This window comes from Escherichia sp. 20412-1, assembly GCF_003027595.1.
In the GTDB taxonomy this organism is placed as follows: Bacteria; Pseudomonadota; Gammaproteobacteria; order Enterobacterales; family Enterobacteriaceae; genus Escherichia; species Escherichia marmotae.
The window spans coordinates 1-15,093 of record NZ_PYQM01000001.1; the positions used below are offsets into that span (position 1 = coordinate 1).

The 15,093-nt window shown below is 44.4% G+C and carries 18 protein-coding genes and 3 pseudogenes; 11 read left to right on the plus strand and 10 right to left on the minus strand.

Going from position 1 to position 15,093, the window contains the following annotated elements; all coding sequences use genetic code 11:
- Positions 1-129: 129 nt before the first annotated feature.
- Positions 130-435, plus strand: a pseudogene (locus tag C7B16_RS00005) (antitermination protein); the annotation flags it as partial.
- Between the two features lie 372 nt (positions 436-807).
- Positions 808-1,023: a cold shock-like protein CspB gene (gene cspB / locus C7B16_RS00010; RefSeq protein ID WP_000066486.1), complete on the plus strand. Its 216-nt coding sequence runs from the start codon at positions 808-810 to the stop codon at positions 1,021-1,023.
- 279 nt (positions 1,024-1,302) lie between these two features.
- Here the strand turns inward: cspB and ynfU are convergent, their stop codons facing one another.
- Positions 1,303-1,473: a putative zinc-binding protein YnfU gene (gene ynfU, locus C7B16_RS24950; RefSeq protein WP_001405948.1), complete on the minus strand. Its 171-nt coding sequence runs from the start codon at positions 1,471-1,473 to the stop codon at positions 1,303-1,305.
- 764 nt (positions 1,474-2,237) lie between these two features.
- On the opposite strand from ynfU, the pseudogene C7B16_RS00020 reads away from it, so the two are divergent.
- Both C7B16_RS00020 and C7B16_RS00025 read left to right on the plus strand, forming a co-directional pair.
- A pseudogene (locus C7B16_RS00020) lies at positions 2,238-2,544 on the plus strand (terminase small subunit); the annotation flags it as partial.
- A gap of 184 nt (positions 2,545-2,728) precedes the next feature.
- A complete protein-coding gene (locus C7B16_RS00025; RefSeq protein WP_107179236.1) occupies positions 2,729-3,838 on the plus strand; it encodes an alkene reductase in 1,110 nt (369 codons plus the stop codon).
- Here the strand turns inward: C7B16_RS00025 and C7B16_RS00030 are convergent, their stop codons facing one another.
- A complete protein-coding gene (locus tag C7B16_RS00030) occupies positions 3,839-4,750 on the minus strand; it encodes a LysR family transcriptional regulator (protein WP_016248625.1) in 912 nt (303 codons plus the stop codon).
- Between the two features lie 228 nt (positions 4,751-4,978).
- Between C7B16_RS00030 and C7B16_RS00035 the strand changes: the two genes are divergently transcribed.
- Entirely contained in the window at positions 4,979-5,305 is a 327-nt protein-coding gene (locus C7B16_RS00035) for an EthD family reductase (protein WP_000092982.1), read from the plus strand.
- A 112-nt stretch (positions 5,306-5,417) separates the two neighbouring features.
- On the opposite strand, the gene C7B16_RS00040 is transcribed toward C7B16_RS00035, so the two are convergent.
- Both C7B16_RS00040 and C7B16_RS00045 read right to left on the minus strand, forming a co-directional pair.
- Positions 5,418-6,134: a YebC/PmpR family DNA-binding transcriptional regulator gene (locus C7B16_RS00040; protein WP_000532916.1), complete on the minus strand. Its 717-nt coding sequence runs from the start codon at positions 6,132-6,134 to the stop codon at positions 5,418-5,420.
- 274 nt (positions 6,135-6,408) lie between these two features.
- Positions 6,409-6,738, minus strand: a complete 330-nt coding sequence (locus C7B16_RS00045; RefSeq protein ID WP_032240664.1) for a YkgJ family cysteine cluster protein — start codon at positions 6,736-6,738, stop codon at positions 6,409-6,411.
- Between the two features lie 52 nt (positions 6,739-6,790).
- On the opposite strand from C7B16_RS00045, the pseudogene C7B16_RS25750 reads away from it, so the two are divergent.
- From C7B16_RS25750 to ymgF, 3 genes and pseudogenes are all read left to right on the plus strand, one after another.
- Positions 6,791-6,876 (plus strand): annotated as a pseudogene (locus C7B16_RS25750) (capsid protein); the annotation flags it as partial.
- 672 nt (positions 6,877-7,548) lie between these two features.
- Complete coding sequence (locus C7B16_RS00055) at positions 7,549-9,072, plus strand: cyclic diguanylate phosphodiesterase (protein ID WP_001246517.1); 1,524 nt, start codon at positions 7,549-7,551, stop codon at positions 9,070-9,072.
- A gap of 170 nt (positions 9,073-9,242) precedes the next feature.
- A complete protein-coding gene (gene ymgF / locus C7B16_RS00060; protein ID WP_001065870.1) occupies positions 9,243-9,461 on the plus strand; it encodes a cell division-associated protein YmgF in 219 nt (72 codons plus the stop codon).
- Between the two features lie 307 nt (positions 9,462-9,768).
- Here ymgF and C7B16_RS00065 read toward each other — a convergent pair whose 3' ends face one another.
- The 6 genes from C7B16_RS00065 to minC form a co-directional block, all read right to left on the minus strand.
- On the minus strand, positions 9,769-10,104 hold the full coding sequence (locus C7B16_RS00065) for a YmgD family protein (RefSeq protein ID WP_000979974.1): 336 nt from the start codon (positions 10,102-10,104) through the stop codon (positions 9,769-9,771).
- 3 nt (positions 10,105-10,107) lie between these two features.
- Entirely contained in the window at positions 10,108-10,452 is a 345-nt protein-coding gene (locus C7B16_RS00070; protein ID WP_000726984.1) for a YMGG-like glycine zipper-containing protein, read from the minus strand.
- Positions 10,453-10,468: 16 nt separating this feature from the next.
- Positions 10,469-10,615, minus strand: a complete 147-nt coding sequence (locus C7B16_RS25755; RefSeq protein ID WP_375120766.1) for a hypothetical protein — start codon at positions 10,613-10,615, stop codon at positions 10,469-10,471.
- A gap of 287 nt (positions 10,616-10,902) precedes the next feature.
- Entirely contained in the window at positions 10,903-11,169 is a 267-nt protein-coding gene (minE, locus tag C7B16_RS00075) for a cell division topological specificity factor MinE (RefSeq protein ID WP_001185664.1), read from the minus strand.
- A gap of 3 nt (positions 11,170-11,172) precedes the next feature.
- Positions 11,173-11,985, minus strand: coding sequence for a septum site-determining protein MinD (minD, locus tag C7B16_RS00080; protein WP_000101053.1), 813 nt, complete (start codon positions 11,983-11,985; stop codon positions 11,173-11,175).
- 23 nt (positions 11,986-12,008) lie between these two features.
- Complete coding sequence (gene minC, locus C7B16_RS00085) at positions 12,009-12,704, minus strand: septum site-determining protein MinC (RefSeq protein WP_001516251.1); 696 nt, start codon at positions 12,702-12,704, stop codon at positions 12,009-12,011.
- A gap of 128 nt (positions 12,705-12,832) precedes the next feature.
- On the opposite strand from minC, the gene C7B16_RS00090 reads away from it, so the two are divergent.
- The 3 genes from C7B16_RS00090 to C7B16_RS00100 all read left to right on the plus strand — a co-directional run bounded on the left by C7B16_RS00090 (position 12,833) and on the right by C7B16_RS00100 (position 14,395).
- Positions 12,833-13,126: a YcgL domain-containing protein gene (locus C7B16_RS00090; protein ID WP_001516252.1), complete on the plus strand. Its 294-nt coding sequence runs from the start codon at positions 12,833-12,835 to the stop codon at positions 13,124-13,126.
- Positions 13,127-13,197: 71 nt separating this feature from the next.
- On the plus strand, positions 13,198-13,857 hold the full coding sequence (locus tag C7B16_RS00095; protein WP_000284291.1) for a fumarylacetoacetate hydrolase family protein: 660 nt from the start codon (positions 13,198-13,200) through the stop codon (positions 13,855-13,857).
- Positions 13,858-13,948: 91 nt separating this feature from the next.
- Positions 13,949-14,395, plus strand: coding sequence for a YcgN family cysteine cluster protein (locus tag C7B16_RS00100; protein WP_001516253.1), 447 nt, complete (start codon positions 13,949-13,951; stop codon positions 14,393-14,395).
- Positions 14,396-15,093 lie beyond the last annotated feature (698 nt).

Sequence of the window (15,093 nt, forward strand, 5' to 3'; positions counted from 1 at the left end):
CCGTCTGCGTTTCTCCGGTCCTAAGACATCAATCATCTGTTCTCCAATGACTAGTCTAAAAACTAGTATTAAGACTATCACTTATTTAAGTGATATTGGTTGTCTGGAGATTCTGGGGGCTAGTCTAGTCAGTATTGTCATGGCAAGGGAGAAGTCAGCACGGTGAGCAGAGGGTGTAAGGGTAAAGGTATTGTCCTGGATAAAAAAGAATCCGGCTTCATGGCGTGCCTGTTTATAAGATGTGCGGACGTTGCAATGGAAATTGGTTTAGTCGTTTACCGCCCCCCAGGTGCGATGTCATGTCCAGAAGCTGGTTCCAGACATGACGGATTATCAATGGGATAAAGGATATGCTGACGTTATTGATAAACTGGTTACAAAGTGCTGGCAGGAAGAAGCGTATGTGAGGTGCAGTTAAGGAAATTGACAATATAAATAATTTTCAGCGAAGATGGCGGCATGATGCTTGCTTTTTGCTTCAAAAAACATGGGTGAGATTTTCTCAACGATGGGCTTTGTATATCCGGTGTTGAGAAAAAGTAGAAAACCCGCTAATGAGAGTTTTTTGTGTTTTAAATTGGAGGGGGTGGCTGGATGTCTAAAATAAACATTGCTTCTATGTGTACAACTATGCGTTAATGATTGCGTCGGTTTGAAGAACAGACGATATACGAAGTAGTTTACTAAAGCAGTTCTCATTTCAGGTGTTATTCACATATTCCTTCTTTGAGTCTCTCCAATTAAGCACGAAGTCGTTTCTGTTATACAAACCATTTATGCCGAAAGGCTCAAGTTAAGGAATGTAGAATGTCAAATAAAATGACTGGTTTAGTAAAATGGTTTAACGCTGATAAAGGTTTCGGCTTTATTTCTCCTGTTGATGGTAGTAAAGATGTGTTTGTGCATTTTTCTGCGATTCAGAATGATAATTATCGAACCTTATTTGAAGGTCAAAAGGTTACCTTCTCTGTAGAGAGTGGTGCTAAAGGTCCTGCGGCAGCAAATGTTATAATTACCGATTAAAATCCAGGACTCGACTGTATACGATAACGAAGATGGCTGATGCCTGAGTAGAGATGCAGATAGAGTAATGGATATAGAATCCCATTTTGTGGTGAAGTACAGGTCTGCTGTATGAATAGTTTAATAGCAGAAGCTAACTGCTGGCATAGTAAAACAAAGTGCGTAAGTGGGTGACTCCCACAAAAAGCACCACAATCTCAAACCCGCTCAGGCGGGTTTTTTCTTATCTGATTTAAATATATTATTAAAATATCAAAGCTCTTGATAAGTAATCAAAAATCAGGCAACAGCTTTAAGATTTGTTTGGAATACTTTGTTGCAATGAGGGCAGATTAAAAGGGCACCTTTTTGTACTCTGGAAAAACTGTGTTCTGATTCTTGGGTGCAGTTTGGGCAGGAGCATTTAACGAGATAATTACGGCGTGATTTTGAGTCTTTACGTTCTGACATAGGCTTTTCCTGTGTAAATGGTCGTATACAATACACTAAATAACAAAACATATCGCGCATTATTATTTAATACATGGGTTTTAACCCTATTATTTTAAATTTCTGTTTTTTAGTGTTGTTGTGAACAATGTTTGCTGTAAAAACTAACCCGTAGACTCCGATCTTTTCAAACATACTGCACCATTCGCGCACATCGGGGTGAGGATATGAAATCCATTGATAATAACAACTGGCGTCGCCTGTGGCACATCGGCCTGTAATGCTGGTTTCTGGGCATTGCCGGAACTCCGTCACATTTCAAGATTAAAGAAGAGAGGCGTAAGACTGCGAGAGATGAATGATGCCGCCATCATTACGCAAGACTGTTGCGGTTGCTATTACTTCCAAAAATCGTTATTTCCCTCAGAGTGAGGAGCAGAAAAAGAGAATATGAGACAGGAATGCTCCTCTTATAACTGGACTTGGTGACTAAAATTTTGCAGGCCCTTTCCGGCAATCCGGCAGACTACGGGGGGGGGGGGGAAGGCGCGCGGGTTTTCTCTATTTATGAAAATTTTCCGGTTTAAGGCGTTTCGTTCTTCTTCACAGTAACTTAATGTTTTTATTTAAAACACCGCCTAAAAAGAAAGAAAACGACAGTTACTGAAAATGGGCTTTTTGGCCTCTGCTGCTTCCTTCTCTGTTTTTTCCGTGGAATGAACAATGGAAGTCAACAAAAAGCAGTCGGCTGACATTTTTGGTGCGAATGTCCGTACTATTCAGAACTTACACGTGCGCAGACCGACGCACAGGAGCTGAAAATACCAGAGACTCTGCTGAAGTGGTGGAAACCGCATTTTGTACTTTTGTGCTTTCACGGATTGCAGGTGAAATTGCCAGTATTCTCGACGGAATACCCCTGTGGTGCAGCAGCATTTTCTTGAGCTGGATAACCGGCATATTGATTTCCTGAAACGGGACATCATCAAAGCCATGAACAAAGCAACCGCACTGGATGAACTGATACGGGGCCGAGTGAATATATCGACCGCTGTCTGGAAGACTGTTATGTGCCAGAAGCAGATGTACTGAGCCTTCATCAACTTTGCGGCAGGCTTTATCTCCACGTGGGACATCACCTAAAAACAAAAATATGACGGCTTAATACTGAGAGAACACTAAATGTAGAAATTATGTCTACTTAGTTCGGACCAGAGTGCTGTTTTTTTATTACGTCGTTGAGACCATCATACTTCCTCCAGTAAAGGAGATAAAAATGGAAAAATTATTTACCCCGTTTCAGGCCGGTGACACTAACTTGGCAAATCGCGTCGTTATGGCACCAATGACCCGCTCACGGGCAATTTCAGACGATACTCCAGATGAACTGACTGCAAAATATTATCAGCAGCGCGCATTTGCAGGGCTCATTATTACAGAAGGATCGCAAATCTCCGTCCAGGGACAGGGTTATCTTTTCACTCCCGGAATCTACAGCGATGCTCAGGTGCAGGGATGGGGAAAAGTTACAAAAGCGGTCCACGACGCTGGCGGAAAAATTTATATTCAACTTTGGCACGTCGGGCGAATTTCTCACACAAGTTTGCAGGCTAATGGACAGGCCCCCGTCAGTTCGGTGGCAGTTAAAGCCAATAATTCCACCTGCTACGCACGCGACGAAAACGGCAAACCCGGTCCGGTTCCGGTATCGGAACCCCGTGCGCTGTCGATCCCCGAGATTAAAGCCGTGGTGCAGGATTACGTTCAGGCCGCTAAAAATGCTATTCGGGCGGGCTTTGATGGTGTTGAGATCCACGCCGCCAATGGCTATCTGCTTGAGCAGTTTATTAATGGTGGGCTGAATACTCGCAAGGATGAGTACGGTGGCGCGGATACTGACAATCGCCTGCGCTTTGTTCTGGAAGTGACTGACGCAATCTCTACGGCCATCGGCTCAGGTAAAACGGGTATCCGCCTGGCTCCCTTCGGGCGTCTGTTTGACATGCGTCCTTTTGATGGCGAGGAAGAAACCTGGCTGATGCTTGCTGATAAACTCAGCGCCCGTTCTCTCTCGTATGTTCATCTGAGCGACCAGCAAACACTGGGAGAACAGGCCATCCCTGCCGGGTTTATTGAAAAATTTCGTGCAGCTTATTCCGGACCTTTGATTATTACCGGTGGCTTTGATAAGCAGCGTGCCGAAGCATATCTCCAGGAGGGGAAAGCTGACCTGATTGGTTTTGGTCGGCCTTACATTGCGAACCCGGATCTTGTGGAACGAATGGTTAATGACTGGCCGTTGAATGACGTTAACCGGGCAACGATGTACGGCGGAGATGAAAAAGGCTATACGGATTACCCCTTCTGGTCCGATAGCAGGGAATAATTAATCAAGCAGGCCGTCTTCCGCAGCCCTGACCAGGGTATCCACTACATAGCGGATTTTGGGCAGCAGTTGGCGGCTTTTTGGCCACAGCGCGCTGATAGGCATCTCCCCGCCGGAGTGTCCGGGCAGCACTTCCCGCAATTTACCCTCGTCGAGATATCTGCCCACCAACCAGAGGGGGAGTTGCGACAATCCCCCTCCCGCCAGGGTAGCAGCGAGCATCGCGTCACCATCGGCAAACTCATGGGTCGGCGGAGGGACAAAGCGGCTGATTTGACCATCCCCCTCTTTCAGCAACCACGAAACAGGCTGGTTACGGCGAAAGCCGACAACGCACTGATGGTGATTCAGGTCATCAATACTGACAGGCTCGCCGTGGTTGAACAGATAATCTGGAGAGGCGCAGATCACCAGCTTCTGGGTTGTCAGTCTTCTGGCAACCAGCCCACTGCTGTCTGACAGCTCACCAATGCGAACGACAAGATCGATCCCCTCATCAATCAGGTTAACGAACCGCTCGCTGAACGTAACGGTCAACGCCAGTTCGGGGTAGCGTCGGGTGATATCAAGCAGGATAGGAAGGATGCGCTGTCGTCCGAAGGCTGCAGGTAAATCTACCCGCAGGCGCCCGGAGGGCTGGCAGGTATGTGACGTCAGTTCCGCCTCAGCCTGCTCCAGGATATCTATTGCGCTCTGGCAACTGGCAAGAAAACGCTCGCCATCAGGCGTCAGGCTTAACCGACGGGTGGAACGTTGAAAAAGCTTCAACCCGAGGCGGTCTTCCAGACGACTGACGCTTTTTCCTATGGCAGACTTTGTCAGCCCCAGCTTTTCCGCTGCTGCCGTAAAACTTCCTTGCTGGGCTGTGGCGACAAAAGCCGTAATTCCCCCCAGATGATCTGTTCTTCTCATAATTGTCCGTGAGAGGTATTAGCCCTGTATACATAGATTTATTTTATAATAAATTGAAAACGATTTGTAGAATCTATGTCTACTCAGAGACGAGTGAAAGCGTGTTTATCGCACGAAGAAAAACAGCCATAGTCACCTTCTCTATTACGCTTCATCTAAATTGCAAGACGATGCCGGATTTCGTCGGCCAGTTTTACAAAAACATGAATTAATACAGAGGAGAATATGATGTCATCTGCTAACGGTTTCAAACATGTGGGCTTTCTTACCCGTAAAAAAGGACAGAGCTTCGACGATTTTGTTAAATACTGGGATGAGGTACATACAGCGATAGCGCTCAGACTCCCCGGCTTAAGAGGTTATGTACTCAACCCCATCGATCGGGAAAAATATCCCGATTCCCCCGTCGACGGTTTCTCCGAACTGTGGTTCGACTCACTTGAAGACGCTATCGCAGCATTCAATTCTCCCGTCGGTAAAGAAGCCTATGACGACGTGTCCAATTTTGTTGAACATGCTGCCATTACCTACATCACTGAAATCAGAAAGCGCTAATGCCTTAACATGCCGGGAGCGGTAGAGGTACTGGATTTAATGCGGAGTTTTTAGGTAAATCTAAGATAAGGTGAAGAAATCTGCCATAAAGGCAGATTTCTTAAATTCATAATTAGAGATTTGCAACGTTATGATATACTTTTTGAACATCATCATCATCTTCAAGGGCATCAACAAGTCCCTCAAAGATTTCTAAATCTTCTGGTGAAAGCTCAACTTCTGATTGAGCAATCATTTCTAATTCTGTTGTTGAGAACTCAGTAATTCCGGCTGCTTTTAGCGCTGCAATTCCTTTGTGAAGGTCTGTAGGCTCAGTATAAATAACGATATTTCCTTCTTCTTCGGTCACATCGCGAACATCAACTTCAGCATCAAGCAAAATTTCAAAAATATGGTCAGGATCTGTTCCTTTAAATACAATCACTCCAGTATTGTCAAACATATAGCTGACAGAACCTGCCGCTCCGATATTTCCGCCTTTTTTGTTGAAAATTGTGCGAACATTAGCAATCGTGCGGTTAACATTTGAAGTTAACGTTTCGGCGATAATCATTGAACCATTGGGGCCAAAACCTTCATAACGTCCTTGTACGAACGTTTCATCTCCGCCACCTTTAGCTTTATCAATTGCTTTATCAATGACGTGTTTTGGAACTTGTGCCTGCTTCGCACGCTCAATAACGAATTTTAAAGATGTATTTAATTCAGGGTCTGGTTCACCTTGTTTAGCTGCAGCATAGATTTCTACACCGAATTTTGCATATATTTTAGACGTTGCACCGTCTTTAGCCGTTTTTTTAGCAACAATATTGGCCCATTTACGTCCCACTGGAATGATCTCCTCGAAATTTATTTACATTACCGACAAGTTGATAACTTGTGTTTTTTCATCGTATTATATTATATCATAACATGAAAAAATTCGTCTATGGGAATATAAAATATTCTATTTTCACGCAAGGATATTTAATTTTAACGATGTTAATTATTGTCGATGCGTTATTTTATGATTTCATTTTTCATTGTTAATAATTAAACCGCAACAATAATGTCGCGGTATGGTTGATTTTGACACCTGAATGCCTTATTAAGGAGGCGCAGTTTTAAATTGGCGGTAGCCCATATTTAGCTCGGGCGCGATTACATGCCTCATTAATTTCTCCATGCTCGCCAGACATGGCGAATTCTCTACATGTGGATGAGCGATTCTTGTATATTGTGCAGCAGGCGTTTTTTCCAGGCGTTCCAGCCAGGGCAACACAGCGTGGATTCTTCTGGTTAGTACCGCGCATACATCGGTGGTAAGGGGATATCTGCTCAGTCAGATGAGCCGGTATGGTGCCGCCTGCATCATCAGCTTCGGCCCAGTAAAAAGAGACGCGGAAAAATGCACAACAGGCACCACACGTCAGGCATGGATTCGGATTGCTCATAATTCACCAGTACTACTATTTAAATATCACAACGAAACCGCAGACACGTCATATGAAAGCACGTGCCTGCGGCAGGCTGGCGAACTTTCTATAGTGCGAGTATTGAATGATTACCAGCCGTTATCAATTTTACATATCTATTTAGATATGACCAGACAAGTTGAATGCAAACTGGAAGAGTTAATCTTTACAATTTGTAACGTGGTGGTTTGTGAAAAGTGAACGTCTTATGTAACCAGAGTCTGTATTATATTGTCCCTATAGTCCGACTTGCTAAATATAGCGATTAGTGATTTCTTTTTAATTCTAATTGGTTAGGTAAGTTCATCAGAAAAAGTTATTTTTCTTGTTTTAACGTGTAAGGCTTATATTACTGCTATCCGTGTTTCACATTCATTCTAGTGATTTTGCTGTATGTATTGGTGCTGATTTGGGATGTGGCTATTGAGCGACATGGTCTGGCATCTCCATCTTATGATCTGGAGCCGCCGCTATCGAAGAAAAGACGCGGGGGCACGTACTGGAAAATTAACACCCACCTTACCAGCGAGGCCCCATCGACGTTGTGCCAGTTCATCATATCCTTACTTATTGATAGCTTATGTATAAAAGTGAAGGGGACACAGAGAACTTTGCCTGACCAATATTCTTGTTCCGTTTTGTTGTCCAATGCTTTTTCTCTGCTTTAAGTTACGGCATAGAGGGCAAAATTTCATCAAGAGTATGGATATTTCTGGTTCTCTCTACCATGCTCTTTGTAGACGCCAGATTGAGCGAATGAACACAAAATAATGGCCCCGGGACACGCAAATGCGCAATACACTTATCCCCATCCTCGTTGCGGTGTGCTTGTTTCTTACTGGTGTGTCTATTTTGAATTTTCAGCTCTGGTATTCCGCAAAAGCAGAGAGCCTGGCGGGGGCGAGGTACGCCGCTAACAACATTAATCATATTCTTGAGGAAGCGTCACAGGCGACTCGAACGGCAATGAAAATTGCCGGGAAGAGGTGCGATCTGGATGAACAATACCAACTAGGTACAGAGGCTGCGCTGAAACCACATCTGCGGACGATCATCATTCTCAAACAAGGTGCAGTCTGGTGTACATCGCTACCAGGTAATCGGGTTCTGCTATCCCGTATTCCTGTTATATCTGACAACAATTTGCTATTGGCTCCGGCGATCGACACCGTAAATAGATTACCCATCCTCCTTTATCAGATTCAATTCGCTGATACGCGTATCCTGGTGACAATTAGTGACCAGCATATCCGCGGGGCGCTCAATGTGCCGTTGAAGGGGGTGAAATATACTTTGCGCGTGGGGAATAGCATTATTGGACCGTCAGGAGATGTGACAACTCTCAATGGCAGCCATCAATTTTCTGGACGGGTAAATTCCACAGAATATCATTTCAGTATTATCTATAACCAACCGCCGCTATTTAATTTCACCAGACTTATCGATAAAGGTTTGGGTATTTTGATATTCAGCCTGTTAATCTCCTGTTCTGCTGCTTTTTTGCTTGATAAATATTTTAACAAGAGTGACACACCTGAAGAGATCCTGCGTAGAGCAATAAGCAATGGTGAAATTGTACCTTTTTACCAACCCGTGGTTAATGGCCGGGAAGGGACGTTACGCGGCGTAGAAGTACTTGCCAGGTGGAAACATCCTCGCGGAGGATATATTTCACCCGCAGCATTTATTCCACTTGCTGAAAAATCAGGGTTGATAGTTCCGCTCACCCAAAGTCTGATGAACCAGGTCGCCACACAAATGAACGCGATCGCAAGTAAACTGCCGGAAGGTTTCCATGTAGGGATTAATTTTAGCGCCTCACATATTATTTCGCCTACGTTTGTTGAAGAGTGTCTGAAATACCGGGACAGCTTCACGCGCCATGATTTGAATCTCGTTCTTGAGGTTACTGAGCGTGAAGCTTTGCATGTTGATGAAAACCTTGTCCAGCGACTAAATATTCTGCATGAAAATGGCTTTGTCATTGCGCTGGATGATTTTGGTACGGGGTACTCGGGACTTTCTTATCTCCATGATCTGCACATCGATTATATTAAGATTGATCACAGTTTCGTTGGTCGGGTCAACGCAGATCCAGATTCCACCCGAATTCTGGACTGTGTGCTGGATCTGGCGCGCAAACTTTCTATCAGTATTGTTGCCGAAGGTGTCGAAACGAAGGAGCAACTCGATTACCTGAACAAAAATAATATCACGTTTCAGCAGGGGTATTATTTCTATAAACCGGTGACGTATATTGAGTTAGTCAAAATTATTCTCTCAAAACCGAGGGTGAAGGTGGTTGTTGAGTGAATAGGTACTAATTCACGTAGCATGATGATGCCTGACTAAAAAATGATCGAAAAGACTCTGTGGTGGTGCAATTGTAGACAGATAATTAGCTCGTTGCGTCTTGTTACTATTGTTCATTATTTTGTTTGCTATAATTATCTGAAATTGTTTTCAGGATCGCCGTCAGTAGCATGAACAATAGTAATAGCCTGGATTATTTCACTTTGTATATCATCTTCTCCATCGCGTTTATGCTGATCACCATTCTGGTGATCCTGGTCGCCAAACCCAGCATCTGGCTGGGAGAAGTGCTGGTTACCATAAATTTAATCAATGCACTTGTTTGGTTGGTGATCAATTTGCTTAACCGATTAAGAGAAAAGTTTGTAAGTCAAAGGGATCAACATTAATCTTTTTCATTATATTTTGATAATCTGGACTTATAGGATATTTGATCAGGCGTGTTTATAAGTCCAATCATTGAATAATTAATCATTAAAACTGAAAAACTATCCGGATTTAATTTGAGGAATTGCTTTGGCGGTGAGTAACGCGTATACGAATATGATTGCAGGGAAATAGTTTTTGTGAAGAATAAAAAACTAAATCAATAAAATCACCAAAATAAATAATCAGTGCTTCAGTATTGTCTGTAAGTCTGTTCACCCGCTAAAAATACACCGCGTCGAATCAATCGGCGCGGTGCTACATTATCGATTATTTTTTACCGATGGCACGCATGGTGTCATCAATTGCGGTAATTAACAGCATTTGCGGATCTTTGGCACAAACCTGATTCAGTTTTTCTACCACTTTGGCACTCAGTTCCGGTGATTGCTCAATCTTTAAATCACGGCTGGTAACGCTGGCGTTACCCATTACCGCAACGATATCTGCAACCTGTGCGCTGTCAGTTTTTGCCATTTCGTTGGCTTCTGCGCAGGTAATATAGGTTTCTGCTGGCAAACCATTCTTAATATTATAGTCCTGAGCCCAGGTCATTGGTGCGAAGACGAACAGCCCCGCCAGTAAAGCAAATTTTTTCATCATCATTCCTTATTTCATTTTACCCAGAATTGCACCACCCGTACCGCCAATTACGGCACCTTTAATTGCGCCTTCAAGACCATTGCCGGTCAGAACGCCAGTGACCGCGCCAACGGCGGCACCCACTTTTGCGCCTTTACGGGCATTTTTACCATCGTGGCCTTTTTCTGTTACTGCACCAACGCCAGCGCCCACAGCAGCACCTTTCAGTACGCCATTAACACCATTGCCAGTCAGTAAACCAACGCCTGCGCCTAACAGTGCACCTTTCGTGGTGCGATTCATATCCGCCATCGCTGGCGCGGAGCAGAGCAATGCTGAGATAAGCCCTAAGGCGAGTATTTTTTTCTTCAACTTAGATGTCCGGTATTTAGTAAGTTGCACACACAATAATTTCGTCTTCAATTAAGAACAGCTTAACTAAAGAACGCTCTCTATTATTCAGATAATTCAAAATGAGCGCGGTTTGTATAATAAGAATTATGGTTTTTGCTTGAATGGGAATAATCTTAAACAATAATTAACTCATTGATTTGAAATGTTTATTCAAGAAATGTCATCAAATGTTAACGTGGTATTGTAAAGGTAAGGTGATCTGAAATATCAATATTATTGTGTAATTTATATGTGAACAATATTTATCAGAAAACGTAATGTAAGTGATTATCTTCTGGCGGCAGTAATGTGAATCTGTTTGGCGGGGAAGGGGGTAGCCAGGCAGAGAAAAACTTAAATCGGATGTAATCTGACAGATACCTGTATAAATCACCGGTAACTGTCAGATCAGGTCTGAGCTAATACGGCTTATTTCAGCTCTTCTGCTTCCGGCAAGGTCACGTTAAGCTCAAGGATGGAAATATCACCATCTTTTTGCTCAAGCTGAACAGTCACCATCTCGGGATCGATTTGTACGTATTTACAAATGACATCAAGAATATCTTTACGCAACTGCGGCAGATAGTGCGGTTCTGCATCGCTGCGCCGGCGTTCAGCAACAATAATTTGCAACCGTTCTTTTGCAATATTGGCCGTGTTTTTCTTCCGTGAGAGAAAGAAATCGAGTAATGCCATAACTTATCCTCCGAACAAGCGTTTGAGGAAACCTTTCTTCTCTTCTTCAATGAAGCGGAAAGGGCGTTCTTCTCCCAACAGACGTTCTACGGTATCAGCATAGGCTTTACCCGCATCGGCGTTGATATCGAGAATAACCGGTTCCCCCTGGTTAGAGGCGCGCAATACTGATTGATCCTCTGGGATCACGCCGACGAGCTTGATGCGCAGGATCTCCAGTACGTCTTCCATGCTCAACATGTCGCCTCTGTTAACGCGGCCTGGGTTATAGCGCGTTAATAGCAGGTGCTCTTTAATCGGTTCTTCACCGTTTTCTGCTCGACGGGATTTCGACGCCAGAATACCTAAAATACGGTCTGAGTCACGAACTGATGAGACTTCCGGGTTCGTGGTTATAATAGCTTCATCTGCGAAATAGAGCGCCATTAATGCACCGGTTTCAATACCCGCCGGTGAGTCACAAACAATAAACTCAAAATCCATTGCTTTTAGGTCATCAAGAACTTTGGCGACCCCTTCGCGGGTGAGGGCGTCTTTATCGCGAGTTTGTGATGCCGGAAGAATATAGAGGTTTTCAGTACGCTTATCTTTAATTAAAGCCTGATTTAGCGTTGCATCGCCCTGAATGACGTTGACGAAATCGTAAACGACCCGGCGCTCGCAACCCATAATCAGGTCGAGATTACGCAAGCCGATATCAAAATCGATCACGACAGTTTTCTTTCCCTTCTGGGCCAAACCAGTGGCGATGGCCGCGCTGGAGGTTGTCTTTCCAACGCCCCCTTTCCCCGAAGTAACAACAATAATGCGTGCCATAAAAATTCCTTGTTAAAAAGGGATCAATTTAACGATTGAACGGTCAAAGCGTTTTCGACTAATTGCAGCCGTGCCGCTTTGCCATAAAATTCTGCTGGGATTTTATCACTCAGCCAGTATTCACCTGCGATAGAGACCAGTTCTGCCATCAGGCTCGTACAAAATATTTGTGCTTCCCGATCACCACTTGCCCCCGCCAGCGCACGACCGCGCATCATGCCATAGACATGAATGTTACCATCTGCGATCAATTCTGCCCCTGCGCTAACATGGCTTGTAACAATTAGATCACATTGTGGCGCATAAATGCGCTGACCGGAACGCACTGGGGTATCTATTAAGCGCGTTTTTGTGTCCGGCGTTGTATTTTTCGCAGGAGCCTGGGGGGCCGGAGCTGGACGCGGCGCTTTTTCCTTTCCTTCAGTCAGGATTGGCAACCCCATTTTTTCGATTTCAGCTTTCAGTTTCGCATTTTTGCAGCCACTGACACCAATGATCCGCAAGCCCGTTGCCGAGATAGCTTTATGCATTGCAGACCAGTTGACCTGTTCTTCGAGGCCACTGACATTGAGTACGATGGGGGCATGCTTTAAAAATGCGGGAGCCTGAGCGATTTTGTCTTCCAGCGCCTGATGAATAACCTTAGGTTCTGCCTCATGCAGATGAACCACAGATAAGGTGAAGCTGCTACCTTTAAGCTCGATTGGCGTGTTTGACATCCTGGCCTTACTCAATTAGCTAATTACCATCATCATCAGCGTGCGATGATATTACGAAGACTATAAGGCATGTTATAGTCTGGATTATATTGAGGCAAGTCACCCCCCCATTTATTCAGAGTAAAATTATGTTTTGTGTGATCTATCGAAGTAGCAAACGTGACCAGACCTATTTATATGTTGAAAAAAAAGACGACTTTTCGCGTGTTCCAGAGGAGCTGATGAAAGGTTTTGGTCAACCTCAACTTGCGATGATTCTTCCATTGGACGGGAGAAAGAAACTGGTAAATGCCGATATTGAGAAAGTTAAACAGGCATTAGCTGAGCATGGCTATTATCTTCAATTGCCACCACCTCCCGAGGATTTGCTGAAGCAACATCTTTCTGTGATGGCGAAAAATACAGACAGCACTAAAAAATAACCGATATCCGGCGGTGGCACCATATTTGTCGGAGCGGGTTTTAAGAACCACGATGAAGTGAGAGGAACGTTATGTATCAACATCACAACTGGCAAGGTGCGCTGCTGGATTATCCGGTGAGTAAAGTGGTCTGTGTTGGCAGTAATTATGCCAAACATATTAAAGAGATGGGGAGTGAAGTGCCTGAAGAGCCAGTGTTGTTCATTAAACCCGAAACGGCACTGTGCGATCTGCGCCAGCCATTGGCCATCCCCTCTGATTTCGGTGCGGTTCATCATGAGGTTGAACTGGCGGTGTTGATCGGCGCGACGCTACGCCAGGCCACGGAAGAGCATGTACGCAAAGCCATTGCCGGTTATGGTGTGGCGCTCGATCTGACATTACGTGATGTTCAGGGAAAGATGAAGAAAGCCGGGCAGCCATGGGAAAAAGCTAAAGGGTTTGATAACTCTTGCCCACTGTCCGGGTTTATTCCCGCTGCAGAGTTCACTGGCGATCCACAAAATACGTCGCTAGGCTTAAGTGTAAATGGTGTCGTTCGTCAACAGGGTACAACGGCAGATATGATCCATAAAATCGTTCCGCTGATTGCTTATATGAGCAAGTTTTTTACCCTCAAGCCTGGTGACGTTGTACTAACAGGCACGCCTGATGGTGTTGGACCACTACACAGCGGTGATGAACTGATCATCACTTTCGGTAGTCATTCGTTGACAACTCGCGTTTTGTAATACTTTTTGCCGCCTGAAAGAGGCGGCAATACTTGCAACGCTGTGCCAGACTGGTTATAAGGTGCGTTTTAACGTAATGGCGGAACACCTGATGAGCGATATACCTTTCTGGCAAAGTAAAACCCTGGATGAAATGAGCGATGCAGAATGGGAGTCGTTGTGTGATGGTTGTGGTCAGTGCTGTCTGCATAAACTGATGGATGAAGATACTGACGAAATCTACTTCACTAACGTCGCTTGCCGTCAGCTTAATATTAAAACCTGTCAATGTCGTAACTACGAACGCCGCTTCGAGTTTGAACCTGACTGCATTAAATTAACCCGTGAGAATCTGCCAACATTCGAATGGCTACCGATGACCTGTGCTTATCGGTTGCTGGCGGAAGGGAAGGCATTGCCTGGGTGGCACCCACTGATTACCGGTTCGAAAGCGGCAATGCATGGTGAGCGAATCTCCGTACGTCATATCGCGGTGAAAGAATCAGAAGTGATCGACTGGCAGGATCATATACTCAATAAACCTGACTGGGCACAGTGAGCAACTGAAACCGAAGGGATTACTTGTTTTGTGCATGGGGCATTGTTGGTGCATCAGAACTGAAATTAGCATCCAGAATTGCCAGTGGATTGCCATTATTGTCTGACACCCATCTGAGCAGAAATCTGCCCCATTTGTGCAGCAATGACCTGCGCTTAGTGCTCTACAAGCAAATGTGCGCCTTGATTTGTACACGTTACAAACACATAGCTGCTCTTTTTAGAATGTTGTTTCAGTTAGCACCAAATGAGCCAGGTGCATGCCGTTTACCACCTTTGTTATTTCTTGCCATCAAGTGAGGAACGAAGATGAACCTCAATATAAGGTTATTTACCTATTCTGGTAAAAGCCATCTGAATTATCAGCACATTAATAACGGCCTGCCTAAGATTGATCATCCGTATACCGCTTTCTGTTTCTGATGATGTGAAATGATCTTTAATCGCAAGATTGCATTTGATGGTAATTATCCATTTTTTGTATAAATATTTCCCTGCTAATACATATATTTCGCCGTGCCACACTACTGTATTTATTACCAGTTTCCAGAGATTATGTATCTGCCTGTACGGGCATTTTCCAGAGAGACGATAATATCCCTCACAAGTGAGAGGGGTTTGATCTGATTTCGCTTTTTTGAGAGGGAGAATAGCTGTAAAAGGAGATTTGCTAATATAGCCGTTTAATTCGTCGAACCC

Bases quoted from the DNA above. Each gene is read 5' to 3' on its own strand.
- cspB (WP_000066486.1), top strand. From the start codon at position 808: ATGTCAAATAAAATGACTGGTTTAGTAAAATGGTTTAACGCTGATAAA.
- ynfU (WP_001405948.1), bottom strand. From the start codon at position 1,473: ATGTCAGAACGTAAAGACTCAAAATCACGCCGTAATTATCTCGTTAAA.
- C7B16_RS00025 (WP_107179236.1), top strand. From the start codon at position 2,729: ATGGAAAAATTATTTACCCCGTTTCAGGCCGGTGACACTAACTTGGCA.
- C7B16_RS00030 (WP_016248625.1), bottom strand. From the start codon at position 4,750: ATGAGAAGAACAGATCATCTGGGGGGAATTACGGCTTTTGTCGCCACA.
- C7B16_RS00035 (WP_000092982.1), top strand. From the start codon at position 4,979: ATGTCATCTGCTAACGGTTTCAAACATGTGGGCTTTCTTACCCGTAAA.
- C7B16_RS00045 (WP_032240664.1), bottom strand. From the start codon at position 6,738: ATGAGCAATCCGAATCCATGCCTGACGTGTGGTGCCTGTTGTGCATTT.
- C7B16_RS00055 (WP_001246517.1), top strand. From the start codon at position 7,549: ATGCGCAATACACTTATCCCCATCCTCGTTGCGGTGTGCTTGTTTCTT.
- ymgF (WP_001065870.1), top strand. From the start codon at position 9,243: ATGAACAATAGTAATAGCCTGGATTATTTCACTTTGTATATCATCTTC.
- C7B16_RS00065 (WP_000979974.1), bottom strand. From the start codon at position 10,104: ATGATGATGAAAAAATTTGCTTTACTGGCGGGGCTGTTCGTCTTCGCA.
- minE (WP_001185664.1), bottom strand. From the start codon at position 11,169: ATGGCATTACTCGATTTCTTTCTCTCACGGAAGAAAAACACGGCCAAT.
- minD (WP_000101053.1), bottom strand. From the start codon at position 11,985: ATGGCACGCATTATTGTTGTTACTTCGGGGAAAGGGGGCGTTGGAAAG.
- minC (WP_001516251.1), bottom strand. From the start codon at position 12,704: ATGTCAAACACGCCAATCGAGCTTAAAGGTAGCAGCTTCACCTTATCT.
- C7B16_RS00090 (WP_001516252.1), top strand. From the start codon at position 12,833: ATGTTTTGTGTGATCTATCGAAGTAGCAAACGTGACCAGACCTATTTA.
- C7B16_RS00095 (WP_000284291.1), top strand. From the start codon at position 13,198: ATGTATCAACATCACAACTGGCAAGGTGCGCTGCTGGATTATCCGGTG.
- C7B16_RS00100 (WP_001516253.1), top strand. From the start codon at position 13,949: ATGAGCGATATACCTTTCTGGCAAAGTAAAACCCTGGATGAAATGAGC.